Here is a 26,926-nt window from a genome sequence, read left to right as displayed (position 1 = left end):
CGGCTCAAGCCGGGCCCACTGGCCGTTCGTCAGATCTCCCCGTCCCACGACAAATGATCATCAACGAACAAGATCACTTTCGCAACAGGCCCTAGGCGCCCCGCCCCGCTCTCCACCGCTCGCGCGCCGCCGACCGCCGCTCACCCCAGCGCCCGAACGCCGTGACCGCCCGCCCAGGAGAGCCCGCCCGTGCAAAAGACCGCCCTCGTTCCTTACGCCCACCTTCCCCGAACGCCCCACCACAACCACCACCATGTCCTGACCAGCACCGTCGACGTCTTCGGCACCGCACACTGGCTGCTTGCCGAACGCGCTCCGCAGCCCGGCGTCGACCTCCTGCCCTTCGACGCGCTGGTCGTTTCCGTCGATCCGGACGGCAGCGTCGAACTCACCGAGCTGAGCGCCGTGCGGGCCCGCTGGCCGCACCTTGACCGCCTGCCCGACGGCGGATTCGTCGTCGCCGCGTCGCGCACCCGCAGGCACGACGACGCGAACCAGGTCCAGATCTTCGACGCGCTCGGCCGCGAGACGTCGTCCTTCTCCGTCGGGGACGCCATCGAGCACCTGCTCGTGGACGAGTCCGGCCATATCTGGGTCGGGCACTTCGACGAGAACCCCGTGGGAATCCGCCGTTGGAGCGCCACGGGCCGACTCGCCTGGACGTCAGACGGCGCCGCCATCCCGGGTCTCTTCGACTGCTACGCCCTGAACGTGTCGGGCACCGCGGCCTGGGCGTGCCCGTACACGGATTTCCCGCTCGTCGAAATACGCCCCGACCGCACCGATCGGCCGGTGAGGGTGTGGGCGAACCGCGTACGGGGCTCCCATGCGGTTGCCGTCCACGGCGAGCGGGTCGCCTTCTACGGTGGCTACGGCGAGGAGCCCCACCGACTCGCCCACGGAGAGCTCACCGAAACATCCGTGGAGCCGACGGATGTCGGCCTGCTCACTCTGCCCGACGGCTCTGTTCCCGGCCGCCGGCGGGTCGTCGGCCGGGGAGGCAGGATCTACGTCCAGGCCGAGCCGTTCACCGCGTGGGGCGTGTTCGACCTGAGCAGCTGACACCCAGCACTGGAAAGACCATTTCCACCCGGTCGGCAACCATCTGTCCACACCGGGGATGGACCCGCGGTCGAGGCACAGGTTGCACTGCTCGACGCGAGCAGGCGAGCAGGCGAGCAGGCGAGCAGGCGAGCGAGTTCGTGCTCGACGTTGCTGCTGGGCCGGTTCTGAGCACTGGTTCTGTCAAGCACTGGTTCTGTCAACGAGCATCGGAGTTGTCGTGCTGAGTGTTCCGTATGGCGCCCGCGTGGGCTGAGCTGGGTGTTCCCCGTTCGTTCCGCTTCCTGGAAGGGGGCGTTGTCGGTGGGTGCTGGCAGGGTGTGTGCGTGACGAATGGCGAGAGTGCTCGCATGACGCGGATCCTGAGCGGGTTGCCGGCAGCGGCCCGAGAACTGCTGTTGAGGACGGACTGGGAGAATCCCAAGCACGCCTACGGCTCCGGCGAGGACATACCAGTCTCCCTGTGCTCTCGTGGACGAAGATTCCGAGGTTCGGTCCGAGGCATTGGCCGCGTTGGACATGGGCGTGCTGCACCAGGGCTCGCTGTACACCGTCACCGCGCCCGCGGCGCTGTTCGTCGCCGCGATCCTCGACCACCCCGTGGGCCTCGCCGAGCACGAGGGGCACTTCCCGTGGGACGACGGGCCGCCGCGCAGCTTGCGGGCCGCCCCTCATCTCGCGAGATCCATCAGCGCCTCGTGGCGCACAGCCCAACGTCGGTAGTGATCATCTTGTAGCGGCGGATCTTCTGCAGCTCAGCCTCCAGCCGGCCGCAGTCGTTCGCCTCTCCGAGGAACACCGGTCGTCACCGTCCCCCTCGCATGAGCGCGACGGATCCAACGCTGAAGCTCCTCTTCGTGGCTGCCTGTCGCCGTCTGTTGGGCGACCGCCGCAGCGCCCTCGAGTGCTGACAGCAATCGAGTGGGGAACGAAGAGCAGCACTGGCTGATTTCACGGCTGTGGCGGCATTTCGTGGCGTACACGATGGCGGGGAACCGCTGGTTGGCACATGCTTGATCGCTGGCGCCGCGTTCGCCCCCACAGGTTGACGAAACCCATAGGGGCACGACACCAGGCCGGCACCGCTCCTGAGGCGGATCCTGCTGCTTGCCCGCTCCCGCGCCCCGCAGGGCTGCGGGGCTGCGGGGCTGCGGGGCTGCGGAAAACCGCTCCGGCCCGGCGGCGCCCTCCACGTAGGCTCCCGCGTATGAGCATGAGGAACTCGACGATCCGCGCGGTCAACCGGCTGACCAGCCGCTGGGCGGAGGCTTCGGTCGCGCCCGACGGCCGCACGGGAACGGTCCTGACCGCCGCCGGGGTGTGGCCGCTGCTCGCCTCGCTGGCGGACGGCGCGGGCGGCCAGGCCCGGGAGGAGCTGGCCGAGGCCCTCGGCATACCCGCGGACCGGGCCTCCACCGCGTCCCGGGAGCTGCTGACGACCCTGGGGTGCATACCTGGCCTGGAGGCCGCCACCGGGCTCTGGACGCCGGCGGACCTGCCGCTCGATCCGGACTGGGTGGCCCGGCTGCCCGACGGGACACACGGCAGGCTCTCCGGTGATCGGGCTGCCGACCGCAAGCTCCTCGACGACTGGACGGCTGCGCGGACGGGCGGCCTGATCGAGCGGATGCCGGTGCAGCTGACCGAGTACACCAGGCTGGTTCTGGCGTCCGCCCTGGCGCTGCGGCTCCGCTGGGTCCGGCCGTTCCAGGAGTGGCCGGAAACTTCTGCTGAGGGTCCTTGGGCCGACCGAGAGGTACTCCGGCTGCACCGCACGACCTCGCTGCTGCACCGCGTCCGGGTCGCCGAGACGCCCGCTGGTCCCGTCACCGTGCTCGAGGTCGTCGGCGACGGTGCAGTGGACGTCCACCTCGTACTCGGCGCCCCGGATTCCGCTGCCGGGATGGTGCTGGCCGGCGGCATCGCCGCCGTGACCCGTGCCATACCGTCGGTGGACGGCTTCACCCTGCCCTGGGGCACCCCCGGACCGGGACTCTGGATCGGCCGACGGGCGGCGTACCGGCCCGAACCGAGGCTGGCCGTCGACACGGTGGCCTTCTCCGTCGAGGCTGAAAACGACCTCCTGGAGCACGCCGGGCTGTTCGGCTTGGAGACGGCCCGCACGCCCGATGCTCCCGGTCACTTCCCCGGGATCAGCCGCGACCCGCTCTGCATCGAGTCGGGCAGGCAGGCGGCTGTGGCACGGTTCCACGCGAAGGGGTTCGAGGCCGCCGCCGTGACCGCTTTCGGTGCGGTCGGGGCGGGCATCGCACCGCCACCGCCGTACCACGTGCGGACCATCGCCCTCCGGTTCGACCGGCCCTTCGGCTTCCTCGCTGTGCAGCGGTCCTCCCGGCTCGTGCTCGCCGCGGGATGGATGGCCGAACCGCTTGCCCCTGTCTGGGGAGAGGAGGACTGGCAGGACGAGGAGTGATCGCGCAACAGGCCGCCGTGGCTGGACGATCTTGCCTGACCGAGCGACGCTGACTCGTGCGGCGCGAGGGCCGTCGTCTCCGCGAACGGTGGCACGTATCCGACGCCGCCCCGTCCGGACAGCGGCACCGAGGCGGCCGCTGGGGTGCGGGCTGGGGTGGCGGATTCGGGCCGTCCTGCCCGGTGAGGAGGCCGGCTACGGCCCGGTTCCACGCCGACGCCGGCCGGCACGCGCGGAAAGGTTCACTGGGGCAGACGGTCCCAGAACGAGCATTCGTGTGCGGAGTACGCGTCGGCCGGGTGCATCCCGCCTGGTCCCGGAGCCAACGACTGCGCTCATGGCGCATGAGGTGACGAGGCGCGGAAGGTGGGCCTGCCGCGGCGTCGGGTCGGGCGGGCAGACGTCCCGAGGCCACCAGGACGCCGCCGAGGTAGTCCGCGCGCTGCGCGGCCCCGCGGCCCAAGGCAGCGACCGAGTCGAAGTCGGCGTGCGTGGACAGCCAGCCGGAAGCCATGGTCTCACTGAGGATGCGAGCGGAGGCTCAGGTCCGCAGCCAGGTCAGACCGTGAGCAGGTGGCGCAGGCAGGCCGGAACGCGGACGCCCCTGATGCCCTGGTCGCCCAGGCCGACGCTCAGATTCTGCACGGCAGCGGGCAGCGCCAGCAGAACCCGCCAGCGGATGAAACCCCGGCTACGTGGAGGAAGCCCAGATCGGCGGCCAGATACAGAGCCTCCCCGATTGCACCCCCATCAGGATCGGCGGCCCCATGCTCTGGCCCGCCGATGAGCCCTGGCCGGTCTGCACGGCCGTACGCCCCAGGGGCACCGGCTACCGGCTTGCCGACGTACGGCGGGCCCGGCAGGTCCACGCGGCCTCCGCGGGACGGCGGAAGACCGACGCGGGACTGGAGATCCTGGCCGCCCTCAAGCCTGGCAGCCACGCCCCCGAGATCCGTAACGAGGATCCCGTGCCGATGCTCGCGGTCGCACAGTTGTGGACCCGTGACATCCCTGACCTCCGCGGGCCGGCCTGTCACGACCTTCTGCAGGTCCTCTGGTGCCCCTTCGAGACCCACGGGCAGGTCCCGAGCCGAGCGTCGACGTCGTCCTGAAATGGCGGCGGAGCACCGATATCCGGGAAGTCCTGGCCGAACAGCCGGAGCCGACCGTCGTCGGCCGGCCGGCCGGAGTGCGTCCCGACCCCGTGCATCCTCGACCCCGAACAGGTTCTGGAACACAAGTACATCGGCCTGCTCCCCGAAGACCTACAGCAAACCATCGGCGGCTGGGAGGAAACCCTCTACGCCGAGGACGACCAGGACGACCAGGACGACCAGGACGACCAGGACTCGGCAGACTTCCCGGCGGACTACGCGAGCGCTCACTCGCCTGCCCCCGGTTGGAAGGTCGGTGGATTCGCCACGTGGAGCGTCACCGATCCCAAACCCATCAACCGCCCCGCATGCGCAACGTCCATGCCGCCCCTGCTCACCGCGCACTACGTCGAATGGGACAGCTCCTCGATCAGCTGGGCCCCCCTTGGAAGACCGCCACCCCGACGAGACCCCAACCACCATCACTCCGACCGATGTCTGCTTCGCCGGCGGACACCTCCGCATCCACGCATGCCCGGCAGCACCCACCCACGCCCACGTCCTCAGCTTCCCGTAGCCACCTCGACCTGATCGCTCGTTCTGCTGCCATGCGCCCGGGACAACGGCACCCGGTGCCGGAGCAGACTCGCGCAGCTACGCACGTGCGTCTACGGTGGCGCGATGGCGCACGTGCGGGAGATGGAGGCGGCCGACATCGAGGCCGTTGCGGCAATCCGGGTCCGGGGATGGCAGGCGGCGTACGCCGGCATCGTTCCGCAGACGTATTTGGATGCCATGTCGGTGGAAGGCGACGCCGCGCAACGGCGGCAGTGGTTTTCTCAACCCGGACAAGAGTCACGAAATCTGGTGGCGCTCGGTGATCGTGGCCCGGTGGGGTGGATCTGCTGTGGGCCGTATCGCGGTGAGGTACCCGGTCCGGGGCCGGTCGGTGAGGTCTACGCCCTGTACGTCTTGCCGGATCTGATCGGGCAGGGCATCGGCCGGATCCTCTTGGATGAGGCTCATGCTCAGATGAAGGACCAAGGCTTCGAGGCATCAGCTCTGTGGGTTCTGCGTGACAACCACCGAGCCCAGCGTTTCTACGAACGGGCCGGCTATCAGGCCGATGGTGCGGCTCAGGACGACGTCTACGACGGGATCACGCTCACGGAGCTCCGCTACCAGCGCATGCTGTGAGTCAGGTGTCGCTGGGCGCATCCGTGTGAGGCGCTGAGGTTGAAGGCGTGACGTCGGGGCCCCAGGGTCTGGCCGCCGGCCCCGATACGGACCGATCGGCTTGTGCTCCGCGCGTCCGAGGCCCGGGACCGTGCGGCGTTCATCGATCTGTTCGCCTCATCGGAGGTGCGCACGTACCTCGGTGGACCCTGACGGCGTGATGAGCGTGAGCATGCAGTTCGACCGCACGGCGCGGGGAGGAACGTGATGACTCCAGCCACGTCTGCGCAGGAGCCGCGAGCTTCCGCGAAGTGGCTCTGTTCACGTTCAGCAGCAGCGTTTGTCTGCTGGTTCGGGCAGCAACTGGTGATCACTGGGCCTCGGAATGTTCACGAGAGACAGCGTCAGTGCATGGAGACTGCGGTGTGACCCAGATACGCGCCAAAGGGGCAACGGGGATGATCTCGGAGTCTGGAGAGTCGGTTACGACGCGGTGCCGGGCGGCTGCGAGGCTGCCCGTGGGAGACCGCCGACCGGGTCATGCCGGGCCCTGACCGGGTGAGCAGGCCCTTCACCCGGTCGGGCGCTGATGAGGATCCGCCGGCGCTCCGATGGAGTAGCAGCGGATGTGCGACCGGTACGCGTCCGGGAGGCTGAGGCACGACCGGGTTCCGCGCCGGCCTCGCGCCCGCCCGGTCCCGGCTCGGATGCTCTCGAAGGGAAGGCCTGTGGAGCGACCTCATAGAGGAGCCCCTGGAGCTGATGCGTCGCGTACGGGTGCCGGGATCGGGCTTCTGGCGGCGGTTCTGTTCCTGGTGGCGTTTGTGGTCTTCCTGACGACGAGCCCGACCGGCAGCCCGGGGATCCCCGACGTCGGTGATGCCCGGTTCGCCCCGGCCTACTTCGCCGAGAACCTGGACGCCATCCGGATCAGCGCGCTGCTGACCGCGGTCGGGACCACACTCTTCCTCTGGTTCCTGGCACACCTGTGGGCCGTGCTCCGCCCTGCCGAGCCGGCGCCGGGACAAGGATCGATGACCGTCCTGGTCGGCGGGGTCGCCGGCTCCGTGCTGGTCCTCACGGGGCTGGCGCTGACGGCTACGTCCGGCCTGAGCACCACCACCGATCAGGCCGTCAACGTCTCCACGCTCTACGTCGCCTCGGCCCTGCTGACGGCCTTCGGCGGCGGCGTGTACTCGGTCTTCTTCTTCGGCGTGGCGAAGGTGATCTTCCGTACCGGAGTCATGGCGAAATGGCTGGGCTGGCTCGCGGCCGTCGCCGCGCTGCTGTGTGCCTGCGCGTTCATGACGCCCTTCTTCACCGCGAACGTCCTCAACGCCGCCACCGGAGCACTGGGGCGCTGGTGCTGGACCGCCGCGCTCGTCGTCTGGCTGATCCTCGCAAGCGGCGCGATGGCACTCGGCGAGCGCCGGCAGGCACGGGCCGTATCGGCGGCGCCCGGGACCCCGGAGGTGGCGTGATGAGGATCTGGCCTGTCGTCAAGCGCCTCGGTGAGGTGCTGCTCGCGGTCCTGGTGGTCCTGGCCGTGACGCTCATCCCGGCGAAGACCGGCAGCACGCCGGGTGTCGAGCAGAGCCTCAGCAATGCCGCGGGCCGCCAGGTGAAGAACTACCAGGCGGCCGGCGGATCCCCGCTCACGGGGGATGCGAGCGTGCTGGCGAAGGAGCAGGACTGCATCGAGAAGACGGACAATCCCGGCCTGTTCAAGACGATGACCCCGGCGGAGGGCATCGACGCGGCGCGCAGCAACTCCTCCCCCTGCGCCACGTTCACCGGCGACTTCACCAACCCGGGCAACAACAAGGTGCTGGCGTACCAGTCGCCCACCCAGGTCGGCGGCTCCATCCTCAACGCGGTGACCGGCAGCCCCGAGGAGCTGTTCGTGTACTGCTGCGGCAGCGGGCAGCAGGGCAGCTACGGCGTCAACCAGGGCCACGCCGTGGCCAAGCTGGACGCCAGGACACTGCAGATCCAGTGGAAGACCGTGCTGGACAACTACAACGCCTCCGGCCAGTGGACGGTGCTCTCCGGCATCAACTACGTCGTCGGACCCAGCGGCCGCCCGGCCCTGCTCGTGAGCTACGGGCACCGGATCGCCAAGCTCGACCCGGCCACGGGCAGACTGCTGGCCGACGTCGACCTGCCCGTCGGGAAGGGGACCGACCCGAGGGGGGTCAACTTCGAGACCACCATCCCGACGCCGGACGGAACGGCCATCACCAAGACCCAGACCCGGCCCCTGACCACCGGCACGGACGCCTCGTCGCCCCCGTGCACCGATCAGGGCTTCACCGCAATGCTGGACTGCAAGGGCAAGCAGCCCGACAGCGAAGTCGTCGCCCTCGACCCGGACACGATGACGATCCTCGACTCGATCACGCTGCCCCAGCAGGTCGGCGGCCGCAACACCGTCGGGACCAGCAACGGCCGGACGTACATCTACATGACCGGCAACACCAACGAGATGCGCGTGCAGTGGGACCCGGACGCGAAGAAGCTCACCTTCGACAAGGACTGGTACCCCAGCTACCTGCAATCGGGCCAGACCGCAGGCAGTGCGCCCTGCGTTTTGGGCAAGTGGGTCGTCTTCAACACCAACGGGGGCCCCTCCACCGCCGCGTCCAGCATCGTCGCGGTCAACCAGGACAACGCCGACGACCTCCACCGGATCACCGCGATCCCGATCGGCAGCGCCAAGAAGAGTTTCTGGCCCTCCAAGGTCGCCTGCGATCCGGTGACGAACACGATCTACCAGGCCGACACCGGTGTGGGGAAGGTCGCCGCGGTGCGCATCAACCCTGACACCGGGGAGCTCGCGATGGCGTGGGGCCCCATCGACCAGCGGACCTTCAGCTTCTTCACCCTCTTCGGCCCCAAGAACCAGCGGGTCGTGCTCAGCTCCAGGATGGACGTCGCCAGGCCGCTGGACGTCTTCGGAGCCGGCGCGGCGGTCTATGGTGAGCAGTTCATCTGGCGCGACGCCGCCACGGGCAGGGAACTCGCCCACTCCGACTACGTCGACGCGATGTCCCAAGGCATCCTGCCCACCCCCGGATACGGCGGCCTGGCCTACATGCTCCAGTCCGACGGCGGCGTGGCCTCGTTCCAGGTGGTGAAGACCTCCAGTTAGACGGTCCGAGCGATGCCATAGCAGGATCCGCCGTTCACGGCGTCGGCGCAGGCGCCGACCAACCGTCCGCTGCCGCTCTGGCAACGGCTAGGACACCCGCGCTGGGCGACCGCGAGTGGTGACCGGCTGCGCATGGCTGCGCAGGTCGGGGCAGGCTCGGTCTCAGCCGACGGCAGCGGACGGGGCCTGGGTCATCCGCCCGATGAGCTGGGTGAGCTGACGCCTGGACGGGTACCGGGCCACGGTCCCCCACCACCGCAACTGCACCGCGGCGGTCGCGTGGTCGTACGCGGCCCCACCCAGTCCGCGCGGTGGCGGCGGTGCCTTCCCGGCCGCCACAGGAGCTTGTCGGCCTGGCCGATCTTCGTATGGGGGAACGCGGACCTCGGTTGCATCACCATGCCGTCGTTCGGGCAGTGTCCCGGTGGACTTCCCCGACGGCCGCGCGCGTAGGTGGGCAGTTCGCCGATGCCCGTGAACGCACGGACGTCTCCGGATCGATCAGGAATCGAGAAGCGCGGTGCATGGAGCCGCGCCTAGCCTGCTTGCCATGGACATCACCATTCACACGACTTCCCTTCCGCACGACGACCCGGACGCGTCGCTCGCCTTCTACCGCGACGTCCTCGGCTTCGAGGTCCGCAGCGATGTCGGGCAGGGCAGGATGCGCTGGATCACCGTCGGCCCGGCCGGTCAGCCGGGTACGTCGATCCTCCTGGCGCCGCCCGCCGCCGATCCCGGCATCACCGAGGACGAGCGCCGCACGATCACCGAGATGATGGCCAAGGGCACGTACGGATGGATCCTGCTGGCCACTCCGGACCTCGACGCCACGTTCGAGAAGGTGCAGGCCGGTGATACCGAGGTCGTCCAGGAGCCGACCGAGCAGCCGTACGGCGTCCGCGACTGCGCGTTCCGCGACCCCGCGGGCAACCTGATCCGCATCCAGGAACTGCGCTGAGCCGAGCGAGGGCCGCGGCGGCGCGTCGGTCCGGCGTGTGCTGGACCGGGCGGGTCGCGTCCGGTGGCCGGTCCACACCACCGGGCGTCCGGGGTGCCTGCCCCAGCGGGCACCCCGGACGCCCGAAGACGTCGGTGGCAAAGGAAGAGGAAGACGAAGGGGAGGGTTCTCATGACCAAGCCCGAGTGGCGGCGTGCGCGCGTCCAGGCGCAGCGCCTGGCCGATCTCGCACGGTTGCGCCGCGTCCGCGACCGGATCGACAGGGAGTACGCGCAGCCGCTGAACGTGGAGGCGCTCGCCCGTGACGTGAACATGTCCGCCGGGCACCTGAGTCGGCAGTTCCGGGCCGCCTACGGTGAGTCGCCGTACGCGTATCTGATGACGCGTCGCATCGAGCGGGCGGCGGCGCTGCTGCGTCGGGGCGACCTCAGCGTCACCGAGGTCTGCTTCGCGGTCGGCTGCGCGTCGCTGGGTACGTTCACCACCCGCTTCACCGAGCTCGTCGGCATGCCGCCCGGGGCCTTCCGGCGCCAGGCGGCGGATGTGGCTGATGTGGCGGGTGTGGTGGGTGTGGCGGATGCGGCGGTCGGACCTGCCGGTGCCGCCGGTACGGCCCGCGACGCGGGATCGGCGATCAAGGTGGAGGGGATGCCGGCGTGCCTGGCGAAGCAGGTCTCCAGACCGGTCAGGAATCGAGAAGCCCCGGCCGCCGCGCAGCCCCTAGCGTGATGGTCATGGCAACCACCACTTCCACCACAGCTGTCACGTCCCTCGCCTCCGTCACCCTTGAGGTGGCCGACCCCGAGGCTGCCCGCCGCTTCTACAGCGCCTTCGGCGTGGACGCGTACGTACGCCTGCGGGCGTCCGAGGCGCACTCCACCGGATTCCGCGGCTTCACCCTGGCGCTCACGGTGTCCGGGCCGACCACCGTCGACGGCCTCGTCGGCGCCGCCGTGGACGCCGGCGCCACGGTCCTGAAACCCGCCGCCACGTCGCTGTGGGGCTACAGCGGCGTGGTCCGGGCCCCGGACGGGACGATCTGGAAGATCGCGACCTCGGCGAAGAAGGACACCGGCCCTGCCACGCGCGAGATCGACGCGGTCGTCCTGCTGCTCGGCGTCGAGGACGTGAAGGCCACCAAGCAGTTCTACGCCGGCCGGGGGCTGGCCGTGGCCAAGAGCGTCGGCGGCAAGTACGTCGAGTTCGCCCCCGGTGGGTCCAGCACCGTCACGCTGGCGCTGTACAAGCGCCGCGCCCTGGCCAAGGACCTCGGGGTCCCCGTCGACGGCACCGGCTCGCACCGCATCGTCCTCGGTGGCGCCGCCGCCGACGCCTTCGACGCCTTCGCCGACCCGGACGGGTTCGCCTGGGAGGCTGCCGCTCCGCTCGCCCCCACGCCGTCCTGACTTCCGGCTCGTCCTGCCGATCGGCCGGCGGACACGCGCCACCGGTGAGACGGCCTGGCCCTGGCCGGTAGTCCGGCATCTCCGGCTCTGGCTCTACCTCTACCTCTACCTCCACCTCTACAACGCAAGGAGTACGGCATGAAAGCGCACGTCAGCTCCATCCTCCTCGGTGTCCGGGACATGGACCGGGCCAAGCAGTTCTACACGGAAGGGCTCGGCTGGAAGATCCAGAACGACTACGGCATCTCGGTGTTCTTCGACTCGGACGGCGCCTCGCCGGTCGGCTTCTACGGTCGTGAGGGTCTGGCCGACCAGGTGGGCACGGACCCGGAAGGCAGCGGCTTCAGCGGGCTGGTCCTGACGTACGTCGTCCGCAGTGAGGCACGGGTCGAGGAGATCATGGCGGACGCCCGGAAGGCCGGTGCCACGATCCACAAGCCCGCCGGTGCTCTGCCGTGGGGCGGGTACGGCGGCACGTTCGCCGACCCGGAGGGCTACATCTGGAGTGTCGGCTACAGCGCCCAGGGAACCGATCAGCCCTACGCGGAATAGTCGACGGTCCCGGTGCGGGACGTGGGAGCGACTGTCGGAGCGCTGGGCAGGCCGGATCCGTGGGGAGCCGGCAACCGCTGTAGCGACGTTCCCCAAGTCCGTGTCCGGCCGGCAACGGAGCGGTAGCCTGTCAGCGCGATCGGCGGGGGCGGCGGCGGTCAACCGCCTGCGCGGCAGAACCCAAGGTGAGAACGGGGTTCTTGACCTGGGAGAGGCCGAGGCTCCTCCCGCGGAGGCGCAAGCCCCGGCGCAGGCGGCACTGTGGAACTCAGCGGTGCCGCCGCCGACCTCAAGAGCATCCACGCCTCCCTGAAGCTCTTCGAAGCCAACGGTGACCAGTCCCAGCTCGGTGCCGGCTGAGCCCGTGACCCTCGGTAGGGGCACTGATCAAGCACTACGGCCGACCGGCCGCCGCACGCGGCGCAGGAGAACGCCGGACCTGTCGGGCCCCGGGCGAGGTCCGGGCGAGGTCCGGGCGAAGTCCGAGTGCGCGCGCACCACGCCGTCGGACGGGAGCGTCAGTTCGTGTCGGGCTCGGAGGTGAGTGCCTTCAGGGTGGTGTCCAGCCAGTGCAGCTCGGCGCGGCTGGTGGCGCGGGCGATGGTCAGCAGGCCTCGGCGGAAGGGGTCGTCGAACTCCGCCGCGCGCAGCGGGCGCTCGCCCTCGTAGAAGAAGCTGCTCGGCTCCTGGAGGAAGGCCAGGCGGCGGCGGAGGACCGCGGACTGCTCGCCGGGGTCCTCGAGGTGGCGCAGGAAGGCGAGGACGGTGAACCAGTGGTTCTCGTCGCTGATCTCGACGCCGTCGGCCTCACGCAGGCGGCGGCGCAGCCCTTCGCGTCCCTCACCGGTCAGGGTGAGGACGTGCCGGGGTGCCGCCCGGGTGCCGGGCTCGGTCTGACGGCTCAGCAGCCCGGCCCTCTCGAGTCGCTTGATGGCCGGGTAGAGCGTGCCGTCGGCGATCGGCCGGACGTGGCCGGTCAGGTGCGCGACGCGCTTCTTCAGCTCGTAGCCGTGCAGCGGCTGCTCGTACAGGAATCCCAGGATCGCCAGTTCCAACACCATGCCATCATGCCTCACCACCTGTATACATCGGCGCCGATGTATAGTCTGGGCGATGCTTTCGATTGGCCCGGGCCGTCGGCGACCGGCGACCGGCGACCGGGCAGACGGAACTAGTGATCGAGGAGGAGAGGTCATGCGTGACGCTCAGGTGACTGTCCAAGGGGCGCGAATCCGCTGGGTGGAGATGCCCGGAGACCCCCGGCGTACCACCCGTGTCTACCTGCACGGGCTCGGCGCCAGCGCCGCACCGTACTTCGCGGCCTCCGCCGCGCACCCGGCCCTGGCCGGCCACCGCTCGCTCCTGGTCGACTTGCTGGGCTTCGGCATCAGCGACCGCCCCACCGACTTCGCGTACACGCTGGAGGACCACGCCGACGCCGTGGCCACGGCCCTGGAGGCGGCCGGGGTCCGGGCGGCGGACGTCATCGGGCACAGCATGGGCGGCGCGGTGGCCATCGCGCTGGCCGCCCGCCACCCGCACCTGGCCGGCCGGCTCGTCCTGGTCGACGCCACCCTCGACCCGGTGCCCGTGGGGCACGGCAGGCCCGGGGCGAGCGGCATCGCCGCGTACACCGAGGAGGAGTTCCTCGCCGGCGGGTGGCGCCAGGTCCGCGAGAACGTCGGACCGCACTGGTGGTCCACCATGCGGCTGGCCGGGCGCGAGGCACTCCACCGCAGCGCGGTGCACCGGGCCCTCGGCACCACACCGGGCATACGCGAGATGCTGACGACCCTGCCGATCCCCCGCACCTGCCTGCTGCCCGAGGCCGACGGACCGCTTCCCGGCGCGCGGGAACTCGTGGCGGCGGGAGTCGAGGTGGTGTCGATCCCGGACTGCGGGCACAACATCATGCTGGACAATCCGGAGGCCTTCGCCCAGGCGACCGCCCGCGCCCTGCGAGAGGTCTGACACAGCGGGAGATGAACGCCGGGCGCTGCCTGGCATGGCAGGGCCCCGTGTCAGTGCTCCGCGGCACCATGACGGCCATGATCACCGAAGAACTGACAGACGTCCGGCAGCGGCTTCTCGCCGACCCCCGCACGTCCTGGGTGCTGTTCGAGCACGGCAGGTGCGTCGTGCTGACGGCTCCGGATGGAGATCTGGCGGAACAGGCCACCGGGATCCTGAGGGAATTCGGCCCGGCCCATGCGGGATCGTCGGCGGGCTGCACGTCGTCCACGTCGAGGACAGGCGGGGCGCGGCGGCTCGACGCAACGGAGATACGTAAGGATTCGGTAAGGCAGAGTCGGCCGTTGGCGGAAGAAGGTCTGCTTACGATTCCAACGCACAGCATTTTGTTGGTGATTGAGGAGACCGATGAAGAAGAGCAGCTTGAAGATCTGGTCGGCGCGCGTCGCGGCGGCCACGGTGGTCACGGCGACGGCCACGCTGGTTCCGGCCACTTCCGCATCCGCCGCCACGCCGCGCCTGTTCAGCATCTGCAACAACGGAACCGACTTCACCGTCCAGGCGGAGTTCCCGGCCGCTCCGGGTGACTACGGCTGGAAGAGCGCGTGGCTGAAGAAGGGCTACTGCTCGCTCGTCCATGTGGAGAACGACGACCAGCGGGTCGTGATCAGGGCGAAGAACGCGAGCGGGCAGACGTACCAGGTCGCCAAGTTCACCTTCCCCGCCGAGCGCGGCGTGGATGTCAAGGTCAGGGGCTCCTACGGATCGGTCATCACGGCCCGCAGCTGAGGTTGATCTCTCCCATCCGTCCGGGCGGGTTGGATCCGGGGCGGGTCGGGGCGTGCGCCCGGTGGATCCCGCGCGCACGCCCCCTCTCCCCCCACGACGTCGGTAATGCCGGTCTGCCGCTCGGTGCCGGTGCGGTTTGCGGAACGGCGGAATGGATGCCCTATGGTCAGCCGTCGCGGTTTCAGCCGCAGGGACATGGATCCAACAAGTAAGTCAAGACTTACCTTTGGGGGATTTTGACCGTACGGTGTGGCTCGAATCGAAGGAGCCCCCTGGTGTCGAAAAGGAATGATCCCGCTGTGCGTGCGGTTGAGTTGGAGCGGGATCATGTGTCCTCCTTATACGAGTTGCTCACCGAGCGGATTTCCGAGGCGCGAGCGCACCGAGCGCATGTGCTGAAGGCTCCGGCGGAAAGCGCCGGTGAGGCATACGAGAGAGAAAACACCGCCGAGCGTGTGGCCAAGGAAATCGGCCGGCTGGAGGGCGCCGAAAAGGGGCTGGTCTTCGGGCGCATCGACGGGACGGACGGCACGGCCCTGCACATCGGGCGGATCGGACTGCATACGGAGGAGGACGACCTGCCTCTGCTCGTGGACTGGCGAGCGAACGCGGCGCGGCCCTTCTACGAGGCGACCCCGGCCCACCCCATGGACCTGCGGCGGCGCCGGCACCTGCGCCTCGAGGAGCGCACGGTCGTCTCGGTGAGCGACGAACTGCTGGACGGGACCGCCCCGACCGACGAGGACGTCGTGGGGGACGGCCCGTTGACCGAGGCCCTGTCGGCACGGCGCACGGGCAGGATGCAGGCGGCCGTCGCGACGCTGCAGGCCGAGCAGGACGAGATCGTCCGCTCCGCCCACCGCGGGGTGACCGTGGTGCAGGGCGGGCCCGGCACCGGCAAGACGGTGGTCGCCCTGCACCGGGCGGCCTACGTCCTGTACGCGTTCCCGCGCGCCGCGCAGGAGGGCGTCCTGGTGGTGGGCCCGAACGCCCGGTTCCTCGACTACATCTCCCAGGTCCTTCCCTCGCTCGGCGAGAACGACGTCGTGCTGGCGACCTGCCGGGAACTGGCCGGAGTGTCCACGGACACGGCGGACCCGTACGACACGGCGCGTCTCAAGGGCGGTTCCGACCTCGCCGACGCCTTGGCCGGCCTGCTGCGCGTCCACCAGGCCCCCGCCGGTGACTTCACCGTGCGGGTCGGACAGGAAATGGTTCGCCTGTCCGGCGAGGAAGTCGCCACGGCACGCGACGCCGCCGTGGCGGCCGTACCGGGGCACAACCCCGCGCGGCAGGTGTTCAAGGAGCTCTTGGTCGACGCCGTCACCGACGCGATGCAACGGGACATGGGCGATCTCCTGGAGCAGATCGACGCCGATGCCGAGGCGATGACGGGCATCGACCTCGACCGGTTCACGGGAGCCTCCCAGCGCCGCGCGGAAGGGGCGGCCGACTCGGGTCCGGTCCACGAGCTGGACCTGGACGCCATCGGAGCCGATCTCCTCGACGACGCCGGCGTCGACCGAGCGGTCGAGGTGTTGTGGCCGCGGCTGGCACCCGGTGACCTCGTGCAGGCGCTCCTGACGAACGACGGCGCCCTCACCGAGCTCCTGCCCCGTCTGACCGCGCAGGAGCGGTCCCTTCTGCTGCGCGGTCCGGACGAACCGTGGACCGATGCCGATGTGCCGTTGCTGGACGAGGCGGCGAGCCTGGTCGACGGTCCGCCCGAGCGGACGTACGGGCACGTCGTCGTCGACGAGGCGCAGGAACTGACCGCCATGCAGTGGCGGATGCTCGTCCGCCGCTGCCCGGCGAGGGCGATGACGCTGGTGGGTGACTTCGCCCAGGCAGGCCCGGTCGCGAGCGCACGCGACTGGAAGGAAGCGCTGATTCCGCACGTCGGACCGCGGTTCGCACTGCACAACCTGACCGTCAGCTACCGCACCACGCAGGAGATCCTGGAGGGCGTCCGGGACCTGCTCACGCGGATCGCTCCGGACCAGAAGCCCACACGGTCGCTGCGCAGCGGTGAGAGCCCGCGCACCGTGACCACGCCTCCGGACGGGCTGGTCCCCGCCGTCATCGAGGAAATCCGCGCCCAGGGCACCGCGCGCCCGGGCGAGCTCCTGGGGGTGATCTGCGCGGACACCAGGGTGAGCGCGCTGGTGAACGAGCTGACGGCCCGGGGCGTCGCTCACCACGCACGCGTCGTACCGGCGTCCGAAGCACGCGGCCTGGAGTTCGACGGGGTCGTCGTCATGAACCCCGAGGAGATCACCACGGCCCGCCCCGGTGGGGACAGGGACGTGTACGTGGCCCTGACCCGGGCCACCAAGCGCCTGTGCACCATCACCGTCCAGTCCGCCTGACGCCCCTCCGCCGGCCGCGGTGCGCAACTCGGGTCCGGCATGGCTTCCCCCCTTGTTGTTGATGATCCGGGGGGGTTGGTGGCGACCTAGACCATGGTCAGCAGGTGATCCGTCGGTCCGTAGTCGATGTTCCCGTCGGCATAGACCCCGCAGAAACCATCCTTGATGCACCGCAGGCCCATGGTCACCCAACGGACCGAGCCGTCATGGCCGAGCGAGACCGCGACCGCGGCCTCGAACTCCTCGCTTCCGCAAGGGCAGCCGGCCTGATCATCAGCATGCACGGACACATCGTTCCAGACGCCCGGAGCCAGCACCTGACCAGCTTGACCTCCTCAGCGGCGGCCGAGGAGTTCGGCGATCCGGGTGAACCCGTCGCCGCCGTGCCCCTCGTCGATGGCGCGCCGGACCAGTGCCTGTGCCGCGCGCATCGTTCCCGCTTCGATGCCGTGCGCCTCGGAGGTGTGGGCGATGTGCGCCATCGAGGACGCGGCGGAGGTGAGCGGGCTCTCCTCGCCACTGAAGTCGCCGTCGTCCACCTGGCCCGCCATCTCCGCGAAGATCGGCGGGAGGATGGCGGCGATGCCCTGTGCGAAGGGCGCCAGTCGGCGGGCGCCGATGCCCTCCGCCCGCGCGACGGCCAGGGCGTGTGCGTAGCCCGTCATCGCGGTCCAGAAGATGTCGAGCAGTGCGATGTCGTGGGCCGCGGCCAGGCCGATCTCCTCACCGACGTGGGTCAGGGACCCGCCCAGTGCCTCCAGTACCGGAAGGTGCTCCTGGTGGAGGTCGGCCGGGCCACTGGTGAGGATGACCGCCTGTGGTGTGCCGATGGTCGTGGTCGGCGTCATGATGGCGCCGTCGAGGTACCGGACGCCGTGCGAGGCCGCCCACGCCGCGGCGTCCCGGGCCCGGTCGGGAGTGTCGGCGCTCAGATTGACCACCGTGCGGCCGCGCAGCGCGGCGGTGACGGCCTCGCGCCGCAGCACGGAGTCCGCGGCGTCGTAGTCCACCACACAGACCACGGTCAGGGGGCTCGCGGCGACCGCCTCCTGCGCCTCGGCGGCACTGACGGCGCCCCGGGCCACGAGGGCGGCGGCGCGGCCCGGCGTCCGGTTCCAGACGGTCGTGCGCAAGCCGGCGTTCACGAACGCGCCGGCCAGGGCGCGGCCCATCGGTCCGAGTCCGAGTACGGTGACGGCGGGGGCTTCGGTGGGTGAGGACATGCTCAGCTCCTGGTAGGAAAGCGACGAACAAGGATGAGAAGAGGGGACGGCGATGACGCGCAGCCGTGCTGAGGACACGCAGGTCTGCGGGGTGACCGCCGCGATCGCCGTGATCGACGGGAAGTGGAAGACAACCCTGCTGTGGATGCTCGAGTCCGGCCCTCAGCGTCCGGGCGAGCTACGCCGGCGCTTCGAGGGCCTCAGCGAGAAAGTGCTGACCCAGCAGCTTCGCGAGATGGAGACCGACGGACTGGTACACCGGGAGGTATACGACGAGCGCCCTCTGAAGACGGTGTACTCCCTGACCCCGTTCGGCCGGGAACTCTCGCAGTTGCTGGCCCCCCTGTCGGACTGGGGCCACCGCCGCATCGAGCGGCTGGGCGAGGAGCGTGCGGCGTCCTGATGTGGGCTCGGTGCACGCCGCACCTCCTCTCCGGTCTGGTTCCTGCGGCCCCTCCGGCCTACACGCCAAGCCTCTCCCGGCGTCGGCCGGCTGCCAAGTACCCACAAAAAGGTGGGTAGGCGGGGGCGTACCCGGCGCCTGTCGCGGCTCGAGGCCATGTCGGTGAAGTGAAAGCGAATCGGAGCTGATCGCCGACAGCCTCTGGGAGCCACGGGCCCGGTGGCCACGGCGAGGAACATGTCCCAGCCCGATCGAAGGACTGTCTCGGGCCGGTGGCCTTGTCGAGGTCCGCGTGCCACCTGACCGTGCAGGACTTCAGGGCCGGCGGGACGTCATCCTTGGGCTTCTCGGTGAACCCGGCCGCCGTGGCGGCGGCCTCCCTCTCCTTCCTCACCACCGCGATGTCCAGGATGTCACCCGAACCCGCCTTCGCCGCGGCAACGGCTGACGGGGCGTCCTTTCCATGGCCGCCCTGAGCCGCATCGGCAGTCTGCCACCGGTACCTGCTTCACGGCGCTGGAGGCGTCGCCGTCCACGACGCGGCGACCAGGGAGCGTTCAGCCGCCGCCAGATGGGTCGCCGCGGCCAGCCAGGCCCAGGCGTAGCCGTCGGGCGAGGGGTCGGCGAGCCGGCCGAAGGCGTCGCGCGGGCGCCGGTCGGCCTCGGCGGTCAAGGTGGTGGCCAGGTCCGCCGCGACGGTCAGGCCGGCCCGGCGCAGCGGGGTGTACGCGGCCGGGGACGCCGTACCGCGGGCGGCCTCGGCGACCGCGCGGCGGCCGCCGGCGACGCCGGTCTCCAGGAGGCGGCGTACCCGCCACAGGGGTGAGTCGGCCAGCGGGTCCGGGGCGTCGGCCGCCGGTGCGGGGGCCGGCGGGTCGGGGGCGGCGTCCGGTGGGGGGAAGTGTTCGCCCTGGAGGCGGTCGTAGCCGAGGTCGGCCCGGCTCTGCCAGTCCTGGGGCAGCCGCAGCGTGTACTGCTCGGCGGGCACCGGGCCGACCGCCACCGGGCGCAGGGTGGCGGCGCGGTCGAGGTCGGGACGGCCCAGGACGCGCATGCGCAGTCCGGGGTACGAGGCGATGCGCCGCAGGTTCTCGGTGTGCGGCAGCTCCGGGTGCGGGTGCGCGGGCAGCAGCCGCAGCAGGGGGGCGTCCGGCCGTGCCTCGCGGACCAGGAGGTGGTCACCGGCCGCTCCGACGACCGTCACGTCGCATCCGATCAGGGCGGTGTCGGCATCGGCCGCCCCGGCCGGGGAGGCCAGCAGCTCGGCGACCGCCTCGGCCGCGGGGCGGGCGAACAGCGCGGCCCCGGGCCCGTCCGTCCAGCCGGCGCCGGGCAGCGGGGTCGCCTTCACGCCGCGTCCGGCGCCGAGCCTGCCCTCCGCGGAGACCGTCGCGCCGACGATGCGCAGGCCGCCCCGGGCGAGACCGGCGTGGTCGAGGGTGGCGCCGCCGAGGGCGACGGAGGCCCGCCCGGCTCCGCGGGCGCGGGCCAGGCCGCCCGGGCGGACGTCGGAGAGGGAGTAGCGGGAGCCGTCCGGGGCCAGCAGGTGGGTGACGACCCCGCCGTAGCCGGTGGCCGAGAGCACCGGTTCCCGGCACAGGCCGTACACCTGGAGGCTGCCGCCCGGTGTGTAGGCCCGCCGGGAGGTGCCGGTCAGTGCCGGGTCGGCCGTGCCGGAGGCCAGCACTCCGGTGGTGTACAGGAGTTCGCGGAAGGATCCGGTGAGGTCGGCGAGGCGGTGTGCGGTGCGGCGGTCGCGGGCCGCGCGCAGGCCTCGTACGACCCGGAGGGCGGCTGCTTCCGCGCGGGGCAGTCCGGCGAGGCGGGCGGTGTACGCGGCGCGCAGCAGCTCGGCCTGGACGACGGCTCCGCCGGCGGTGACGCCGGCCGAGAGGGCCTCGGCGGCGGCGTGCCAGAGGGCAGCCGCGGCGCCGAGCTGGGCCGCGGTGAGGGCCGGGGCGGTCGCGGCGGGATCGGCGGGGACGGCCGGGGCGGCGGTCGCGGCCGGATCCGCCGGATCGGCGGTCTCGGGTTCGGCCGATTCCGGTGATCCGGCGGGCTCGGCTGCCGTCTCCCGCTCCGTTCCCGTGGGGCCCGCCGCGGCCGGCCCGGGCTCCGGCGGTGCCGCGTCCGCGAGCGGGGCGGCGCCCAGGGCGGCGGCCCGGTGCAGGCACCGGGGTGCCAGCAGGCAGGTGCAGGTGGCCTGTCCGGCCGCGGTGACCGTCCCCGCCGGCCCGGGCCGCAGGGTGACGACGGCGTCCTCACCGAACCGGAAGGTGACGCTCCCGTCGGCCTCGCGGGTTCCGGCGTCCGCGCAGCCGGCGGTGGCGTCGTCCAGTTTCCTGCGCAGCCGTGCGCTGAGGCTTTCGACCGCTTCGGCGAGCACCTCGGGTGCGACGGGCGGCAGTTCGTTTTTCAACGGGTCTCTCCACGGAGGCGGTCGCCGACCCAGCGGGCGAGGGCGAGGGGGCTGAGGGCGGCCACGGGCATCCCGGCCGCGACGAGTTGCCGTGCGACCGGGACCGAGTACCGGGGGTTTCCCGTGTCGTCGAGCGCGGCGCAGCCCATCAGGTGGGCGCCGGAGGCGGCCAGTGCGCGGACCTCCCCGAGCAGTCCGCCGATCGGACCGCCTTCCTCGAAGTCGCTGACCACGACGACGAGGGTGCGGCTCGGGACGGTGATCAGGGAGCGGGCGTGGGCCAGGCCGGCGGCGATGTGCGTGCCGCCGCCGACGCGCACCTCCAGCAGGAGCGAGAGCGGGTCCTCGACCCGGTCGGTGAGGTCCATGACCTGGGTGGAGAAGGCGAGGAAGTGGGTGGAGAGGGTGGGGACGCCGCCCAGGACGGCCGCGGTCAGGGCCGACCAGATGACGGAGGCCTCCATGGAGCCGGACACGTCGACCACCAGGACGAGCCGCCAGTCGGCCTCGCGGCCGGCCCGGGTGCTGAAGACGGGCCGCTCCGGTACGACGACCACCGTGCCGTCGGCCCGGCGGCGGGCCTGCGCGAGGTTGGCGCGCAGGGTGCGGGCGAGGTCGAGCGCACCGCCCGGGCGGCGGGTGGGGCGCGGGGTGGTGAGGCCCGACAGGGCCGGGCGCAGCCGGGTGGCGAGCTCCTTGGAGAGTTCGTCGACGAGTCGCTTCACCAGGGGGCGCAGCCGGGCGAGTTGGGCCTCGGGCAGTCCGCCGGCGAGGGACAGTACGGAGTTCAGCAGCTCCACGGAGGGCCGTACGGCTACCGGGTCGAGCTGGGCGAGCACGTCGGTACGGCCGGCTTCGGCGGCGCCGGCGAGGACCTCCTCGCGTACGTCGGCGCCGAACAGTGCCTCGAGCTCCTGCGACCACTCGCGGGCGGTGGGGAACGAGGCCTCCTGGCCGCCGCTGCGGCCCGGTCCCTGGCCGGTGCCGAGGTCTCCGGCGCCTTCACCGTGCCCGGTGCCGTACAGCTCGTCCAGGGCGTGGGCGTAGCGGCGGGCGCCGGCGGGGAGCCGGTCGCGTTCGCGGCCGAGCAGCAGCCGCCAGCGGTCGGCGGGCGCGAGCCGGTGCGCCTCCGGCCGGGGGGTGCGGGTGGGCGGTGCGTCGGGGGTGTCGGGGTTCGGGTCCGGGATCCGGGCCGGGTCCGGGTCCGGGATCCGGGCCGGGTCCGGGTTCGCGGTCGGGATCGGGGCCGCGGCCGGTTGCTGTAGGTCGGGCAGTGGGAGGGCCTTGAGTGCGGCCAGACCGGCGGCGTCGGCGGCGGCCCAGAGGGCGAGCAGGCCGGGCGGTGCGTCGAGTGCGAGGTCGATGCGGTCGCCGAGGCGCTCGGTGACCGTGTCCAGGAGCCGGTCGCGGGCGGCCGGTGCGAGGGCGTCGAAGCCGCCTCGCAGGGCGGGGAGACGGTCGAGGAAGTCCTGGTCGGCGAGGTGGTCGACGCGGTCGAGGAGCGGGGTGAGGGCGGCCGGGGACGACTGCAGCAGCGGGCCCGCGGCGGTGAGGAGTCCGGCGAGCCGGCGGGTCAGGGCGCGTCGGCTGTCGGCGGTGCCGGCGCCGTCGATCCATCCGGCGGCGCGGTCGCCGAGTGCCTCGGCCGGGTCGAGGTCGAGGAGGACCCGTACGGCCAGGGCCGCGCCCTGCATCAGCGGGGACGCGGAGGCCGCCAGGGCGGCGAGCGCGTCGTCCGTGCGCAGGCCCAGGTGGTGGGTGGCGGCCCGGTCGGCGAGGGCGACGAGGGCGGCGGCGTCCGCCGGGTCCTCGCTGCCGGCGAGGCCGGGCAGGGAGCGTACGGCGGCTTCGAGGAGGTCGGCGGTGAGCGCGGCGCAGGCGGCCCGGGACGCGGCGGTGGTGCCGGGGAGGTGGCCTCGGTGGAGGGCCTCCAGGAGGTCGAGGGCGTCGAGGAGTTCGGGCAGGGTCGCCGTCTGCGGCAGGGCGGTGGCCGCCTCGTGGAGACGTACGTCGACCAGGTCGGGCAGGTCGCAGCGGGCGGCGGCGGCCAGCCCGGTGAGGATCTGGGCCGGGGTGGGGCCGCCGTCGGCGGCGGCCCGCCGGGCGGTCTCGGCGAGCGTGCCGGCGGCCGCCTGGGCGGCGGTGACGCCGCGTACGCCGGTGAGGTCGAGCCGGGCCGGGACGGAAGGCGTCCAGGACAGCCGCCACTTGGTGCCGAGGGCGGTGCCGTCGCCGGTGGCGGCGACGGTGAGGGGCTCGCCGTAGGAGGCCCCGCACACGAGGAGGCGCTGGAGGAGGACCTCGCGGCGGCCGTCGAGGGCGGAGCGGAGCGGGTCGAGGCGGACCTCGCGGGGTGCCGGGTCCTCGGGGCACGGCAGGCGGAGCTCGGCGAGTTCGGCCTCGACGGAGGGGCCGAGGCCGGAGCGGGGGGCGTGCGGGGTGATCCGCCCGCGGGCGGTGCCGACGAACACCGCCTCGAGGGCCCGGGCCAGCGCCCGGCCCCGGCCGAGGGGTTCGCCCTGGCCGAGGACGGTGGTGACGGCCTCCAGGAGCTCGCCGCGGCCGGGCGCGGGGAGCCCGCGCAAGGCGGCGAGGTCGCAGGCGAGCCGCAGGGTCTCGGCGGCCTCGCCGGTACCGGCGGTGTGTCCGGCCCGGCGCAGCTCCCGGCAGAGCCCGGTGACGGCGACGGAGGCGGCCTCCCGGACCCGGGCGGGGTCGCCGCCGGCTTCGAGGACGGCCTGCTGCCAGAGCGGGTCGCGGATGCCGGCGGGGTATCCGGAGCGGGAGTCGAGGAGGTCGAAGGAGTACGGCACGAAGGAGGTGACGGTCCGGTACCCGCCGGCGCCGCTCCCCTGCCGGGAGGCCGTGCCCACCGGACCGCGGCCGGGTACGGGGCGCTGGTCCGCGCCGGCGGCGGACGCGTGGCCCGCCCTGGGGGCGGGGCGCGTGCCGTTGCCGCCGCCCCGCGCGGACGCCGAGCCGGAGGTGCCTTCCGTACGGGTCGCGGAACCGGCCTCCGCTCCCCCGGCGGAACCCGTCTCCGCCCCCGAAGGGCCACGGTCTGCGCCGGGGCCCGTGCCGGCGCCGCCGTTCGGCGCGGGGCCGACGGACGCGGTCGCGGTCCCGGGGCTCGCATCCGCGGCGGGGCCGGTGCCGTGCGGCCCGGGGACGCCGTGGGAGGCTCCGGTCCCGGTCGCAGAACCGGAGTTCGCGTCTGCGGAGGGGGCACGGCCCCCGTCGTCGGAGTCGCCCGGCGCAGCGCTGCCCGGGGTGCCGTCCGCACCGGTCGGGGAAGCGGCAGCCGTGCGCGACGCGGACTCCGTACCTCCGGCAGGGGCGCGGCCCGAGCCGGAAGCGGCTTCCCGCCCGGCCACGGGACCGGCGTCCGCGGCGGCGCTCGCACCGGCGCTGACCTGGGCCTGGCCCATGCCGGCCTCGGCGGGGCCGAAGAGGGCCGGGGCGTGGAAGGAACCGATGACGGCGGCCACGCGGCGGCCGTCGGCGGCGGCGTCGGCGATCACGGCGCGCATGTGGGCCTCGCGGGCGAGGTCCCGGTCCGGGACGGGGCCGTCCTCGCGCAGCGCCCAGCCGACGCCGAGCGCGGCGCGGCGTACGGCTTCCGGGGTGCAGCCCGGGGCGAGGACCTCGACGGCGCGGTCCCACAGGTCGTCGCCGTCACGGCCGGTGCCGGCGGCGGCGAGGGCGTCGGCGAAGCCGCCGACGCGCCGCGGGTCGCTGCCCGGGGCGGGAGCGGAGTCGGCGCCCGCGGTCGTCCCCGTGCCCGGGGCCGCGGCCGGAGCGGAAACCGGGCCGGGCGCACCGATCGCGTCCCGGAGCGAGGTGCCGCCCGGGGTCCGAGCCGGCGCCGTGCCGGGGGCCGCGCTCGCGCGGGTCGCCCCGGCCGCGCGGGGGCTCCGCGCCGGGCCCGGGCCCGCGGCGGCGTCGCGCACGTCGGTGCCGTCCCACGCCGAGGCACCGCCGGTGCCCCGCAGGGGGGCCGAGTCCGGGACCGCCGCGGTCGAGGCCGAAACGCCGCCGAAGGCAGAGCCCCCGGTCGCGGCCCGACCCGTACCGGACGCGCCCACCGCTCGCACCGCCGAAGCCGTCGCCACGGACGGGTCCGTGGGCGAGCCCGAGACACCGCCGGAAGCGGAGCCCCCGGTCGTGGCCCGACCCGTACCGGACGCGACGACCGCTCGCACCGCCGGAGCCGTCGTCAACGTCGGTTCCGTGGGCGAGGCCGAGGCGTTGCCGGAGACGGGGCTCGACGGGATGTCCGCCGGCCGGGGTGAGGTGGTGGGGCCGTCCGTGGGCGGGGACGGGTGCGGGACGGCCGGGCCGGGGGTCCAGTCCGGGGCGGACAGGGGGAGGTCGCAGGCCAGGACGGTCGCGCCCGTTCGGCGGGCCCAGCGGATGGCCGCCAGCTCCGGGGAGAAGTCCGCGAACGGGTAGAACGCCAGGCGGCCGTCCTCGCCGGTGCCCGCGAGGGCGACGGGGGCGACCGTCTCCGGGTCGGCCAGGTGTTCCAGCCACGGCTGGAAGTCCGCCGGGAGCTCGACGCAGACCACGTCCGCGCCGGAGGCGTCCAGCAGGTCCGGCACCACCGCGGCCAGCGCGGGGCTGTGGTGCCGTACCCCGATCAGGTAGGGCTCGCGGGCCGCGGCCAGCGCGTCGACCGCGGCCCGCGGGTCGGTGTGCGTCAACGCAGGCTCCCGCGCAGGTCCCAGAGGCGGCGCCACATCGCCGAGCCGTCCTCGGCGCGGCGCCGGACCGGGCCGTCCCAGTAGCCGAGCAGCCGTGCGTGGTCGGCGGGGTCGTCCTTGCGTACGACGCCCAGCAGGTGCCCCGGCAGCAGGTCCAGCACGTCCCCGTCCGGCAGGTACGCGGCGGCGACGCCCAGGGAGGCCGCCACCTGTACGGCCTCGGCGGTGGACATGACCGTACCGGGGCGTTCCACGTCCCAGCCCTCGGTGGAACGTCCCGAGCGCAGGTCGCGGAAGACGGTGACGAGCGCGTCGAGCACGGCGTCGTCCACGGCGAAGGCGGCGCCGGCCCGCTGGACGGCGGCGACGGCCTGGCGGCGGATCAGGGTGGCCTCGGCGTCGGCGTCGGCGATCGGGGCGACCGTCTCGAAGTTGAAGCGCCGCTTGAGGGCGGCGGACATCTCGGAGACGCCGCGGTCGCGCAGGTTGGCGGTGGCGATGACGGTGAAGCCGGGTGCCGCGCAGACCACCGCGTCCTCGGTGGCGGTCAGTTCGGGCACGCTGACGCGCCGGTCGGAGAGAATCGAGACGAGTGCGTCCTGGACCTCGGGCAGGCAGCGGGTGATCTCCTCCACCCGGACCACGCGCCCGGTGCGCATGGCGGAGAGCACCGGGGAGTCGACCAGTGCCTGCGGGGTGGGGCCCTGGGCGAGCAGGAGCGCGTAGTTCCAGCCGTAGCGGAAGGCGTCCTCGGTGGTGCCGGCGGTGCCCTGGACGGTGAGGGCGCTGGTGCCGCTGACGGCGGCGGCCAGGAGTTCGGACAGCATCGACTTTGCGGTGCCGGGCTCGCCCGTGAGGAGGAGTCCGCGCTCCCCGGCGAGGGTGACGACGCAGCGCTCCACCAGGGCGCGTTCGCCGACGAACTTGGGGGTGATGGCGAGCTTGGCCGGGAGGCCGGTGCGGCGCTCGGGCAGGGCCAGTTCGGTGCCGTCGCTGCCGCAGACGAAGGTGACGACGGCGCGCGGGGTGAGCGCCCAGCCGGGCGGGCGGGGGCCGGTGTCGTGGGCGGCGAGGAAGGCGAGCTCGGCGGCGTGGCGTTCCTCGGCGGGCAGCACCTGCCGGGCGGCGGGGGCGGATGGTGCGGTGACGGTCATCGGGTTCCTCTGCGCGGGGACGAAGTGGTGGTGGGGGCCGGCGCGGCCCACCGTGTCAG

The 26,926-nt window shown here is 72.6% G+C and carries 21 protein-coding genes and 1 pseudogene; 16 read left to right on the top strand and 6 right to left on the bottom strand.

Translation table 11 applies throughout. The features are described 5' to 3' along the window. The first annotated feature begins 189 nt into the window (after positions 1–189). From ACIPXB_RS32455 to ACIPXB_RS32400, 12 genes and pseudogenes are all read left to right on the top strand, one after another. Complete coding sequence (locus ACIPXB_RS32455) at positions 190–1,062, top strand: hypothetical protein (RefSeq protein WP_401455751.1); 873 nt, start codon at positions 190–192, stop codon at positions 1,060–1,062. 504 nt (positions 1,063–1,566) lie between these two features. Continuing rightward, positions 1,567–1,785, top strand: a complete 219-nt coding sequence (locus ACIPXB_RS32450; protein ID WP_401455748.1) for a hypothetical protein — start codon at positions 1,567–1,569, stop codon at positions 1,783–1,785. 484 nt (positions 1,786–2,269) lie between these two features. After that, positions 2,270–3,496: a serpin family protein gene (locus ACIPXB_RS32445; RefSeq protein ID WP_401455746.1), complete on the top strand. Its 1,227-nt coding sequence runs from the start codon at positions 2,270–2,272 to the stop codon at positions 3,494–3,496. 767 nt (positions 3,497–4,263) lie between these two features. Beyond that, entirely contained in the window at positions 4,264–4,608 is a 345-nt protein-coding gene (locus tag ACIPXB_RS32440) for a hypothetical protein (protein ID WP_401455745.1), read from the top strand. Positions 4,609–5,271: 663 nt separating this feature from the next. Beyond that, positions 5,272–5,787 (top strand): GNAT family N-acetyltransferase, encoded by a 516-nt coding sequence (locus ACIPXB_RS32435; protein WP_401455743.1) that lies wholly within the window; start codon positions 5,272–5,274, stop codon positions 5,785–5,787. 84 nt (positions 5,788–5,871) lie between these two features. Then, positions 5,872–5,976: pseudogene (locus tag ACIPXB_RS32430) on the top strand (GNAT family N-acetyltransferase); the annotation flags it as partial. Positions 5,977–6,581: 605 nt separating this feature from the next. Continuing rightward, positions 6,582–7,247, top strand: a complete 666-nt coding sequence (locus ACIPXB_RS32425; RefSeq protein ID WP_401455741.1) for a hypothetical protein — start codon at positions 6,582–6,584, stop codon at positions 7,245–7,247. Beyond that, a complete protein-coding gene (locus tag ACIPXB_RS32420) occupies positions 7,247–8,917 on the top strand; it encodes a hypothetical protein (RefSeq protein ID WP_401455739.1) in 1,671 nt (556 codons plus the stop codon). Before ACIPXB_RS32425 ends, ACIPXB_RS32420 begins: the two co-directional genes overlap by 1 nt. A gap of 550 nt (positions 8,918–9,467) precedes the next feature. Continuing rightward, a complete protein-coding gene (locus ACIPXB_RS32415; RefSeq protein WP_401455737.1) occupies positions 9,468–9,878 on the top strand; it encodes a VOC family protein in 411 nt (136 codons plus the stop codon). 171 nt (positions 9,879–10,049) lie between these two features. Then, complete coding sequence (locus ACIPXB_RS32410) at positions 10,050–10,607, top strand: helix-turn-helix transcriptional regulator (protein WP_401455735.1); 558 nt, start codon at positions 10,050–10,052, stop codon at positions 10,605–10,607. Then, entirely contained in the window at positions 10,607–11,284 is a 678-nt protein-coding gene (locus tag ACIPXB_RS32405; protein WP_401455733.1) for a glyoxalase, read from the top strand. The genes ACIPXB_RS32410 and ACIPXB_RS32405 overlap by 1 nt, the downstream gene beginning before the upstream one ends. A gap of 138 nt (positions 11,285–11,422) precedes the next feature. After that, positions 11,423–11,836 (top strand): VOC family protein, encoded by a 414-nt coding sequence (locus ACIPXB_RS32400; RefSeq protein WP_401455731.1) that lies wholly within the window; start codon positions 11,423–11,425, stop codon positions 11,834–11,836. Between the two features lie 518 nt (positions 11,837–12,354). Here ACIPXB_RS32400 and ACIPXB_RS32395 read toward each other — a convergent pair. After that, a complete protein-coding gene (locus ACIPXB_RS32395; RefSeq protein ID WP_401455756.1) occupies positions 12,355–12,894 on the bottom strand; it encodes a PadR family transcriptional regulator in 540 nt (179 codons plus the stop codon). A gap of 136 nt (positions 12,895–13,030) precedes the next feature. On the opposite strand from ACIPXB_RS32395, the gene ACIPXB_RS32390 reads away from it, so the two are divergent. The 3 genes from ACIPXB_RS32390 to ACIPXB_RS32380 all read left to right on the top strand — a co-directional run bounded on the left by ACIPXB_RS32390 (position 13,031) and on the right by ACIPXB_RS32380 (position 16,965). Next, complete coding sequence (locus ACIPXB_RS32390; RefSeq protein ID WP_401455730.1) at positions 13,031–13,807, top strand: alpha/beta fold hydrolase; 777 nt, start codon at positions 13,031–13,033, stop codon at positions 13,805–13,807. A gap of 408 nt (positions 13,808–14,215) precedes the next feature. Next, on the top strand, positions 14,216–14,596 hold the full coding sequence (locus tag ACIPXB_RS32385) for a hypothetical protein (RefSeq protein ID WP_401455728.1): 381 nt from the start codon (positions 14,216–14,218) through the stop codon (positions 14,594–14,596). 329 nt (positions 14,597–14,925) lie between these two features. Next, positions 14,926–16,965 (top strand): HelD family protein, encoded by a 2,040-nt coding sequence (locus ACIPXB_RS32380; RefSeq protein WP_401455726.1) that lies wholly within the window; start codon positions 14,926–14,928, stop codon positions 16,963–16,965. An 86-nt stretch (positions 16,966–17,051) separates the two neighbouring features. Here the strand turns inward: ACIPXB_RS32380 and ACIPXB_RS32375 are convergent, their stop codons facing one another. Both ACIPXB_RS32375 and ACIPXB_RS32370 read right to left on the bottom strand, forming a co-directional pair. Further along, a complete protein-coding gene (locus ACIPXB_RS32375; RefSeq protein WP_401455724.1) occupies positions 17,052–17,249 on the bottom strand; it encodes a hypothetical protein in 198 nt (65 codons plus the stop codon). 51 nt (positions 17,250–17,300) lie between these two features. Further along, positions 17,301–18,188, bottom strand: coding sequence for an NAD(P)-dependent oxidoreductase (locus ACIPXB_RS32370; protein ID WP_401455722.1), 888 nt, complete (start codon positions 18,186–18,188; stop codon positions 17,301–17,303). Positions 18,189–18,240: 52 nt separating this feature from the next. Here ACIPXB_RS32370 and ACIPXB_RS32365 point away from each other — a divergent pair, with 52 nt between their 5' ends. Further along, positions 18,241–18,591 carry a winged helix-turn-helix transcriptional regulator gene (locus tag ACIPXB_RS32365; RefSeq protein ID WP_401455720.1) on the top strand — a complete coding sequence of 117 codons (351 nt, stop codon included), beginning with the start codon at positions 18,241–18,243 and terminating at the stop codon, positions 18,589–18,591. 508 nt (positions 18,592–19,099) lie between these two features. Here the strand turns inward: ACIPXB_RS32365 and ACIPXB_RS32360 are convergent. From ACIPXB_RS32360 to ACIPXB_RS32350, 3 genes are read right to left on the bottom strand one after another with little or no spacing between them, the layout of a single operon-like run. Next, entirely contained in the window at positions 19,100–21,010 is a 1,911-nt protein-coding gene (locus tag ACIPXB_RS32360; protein ID WP_401455718.1) for a hypothetical protein, read from the bottom strand. Beyond that, complete coding sequence (locus ACIPXB_RS32355) at positions 21,007–25,713, bottom strand: DUF5682 family protein (RefSeq protein WP_401455716.1); 4,707 nt, start codon at positions 25,711–25,713, stop codon at positions 21,007–21,009. Before ACIPXB_RS32355 ends, ACIPXB_RS32360 begins: the two co-directional genes overlap by 4 nt. After that, positions 25,710–26,867: an AAA family ATPase gene (locus tag ACIPXB_RS32350; RefSeq protein WP_401455714.1), complete on the bottom strand. Its 1,158-nt coding sequence runs from the start codon at positions 26,865–26,867 to the stop codon at positions 25,710–25,712. Before ACIPXB_RS32350 ends, ACIPXB_RS32355 begins: the two co-directional genes overlap by 4 nt. Between the last annotated feature and the right edge of the window lie 59 nt (positions 26,868–26,926).

Origin of the sequence: Streptomyces sp. NPDC090022 (assembly GCF_044748145.1) — a bacterium.
Lineage (GTDB): Bacteria > Actinomycetota > Actinomycetes > Streptomycetales > Streptomycetaceae > Streptomyces.
The sequence above is the reverse complement of the archived record's forward strand: the minus strand, read 5'-3'. Positions and strand labels throughout refer to the sequence as shown.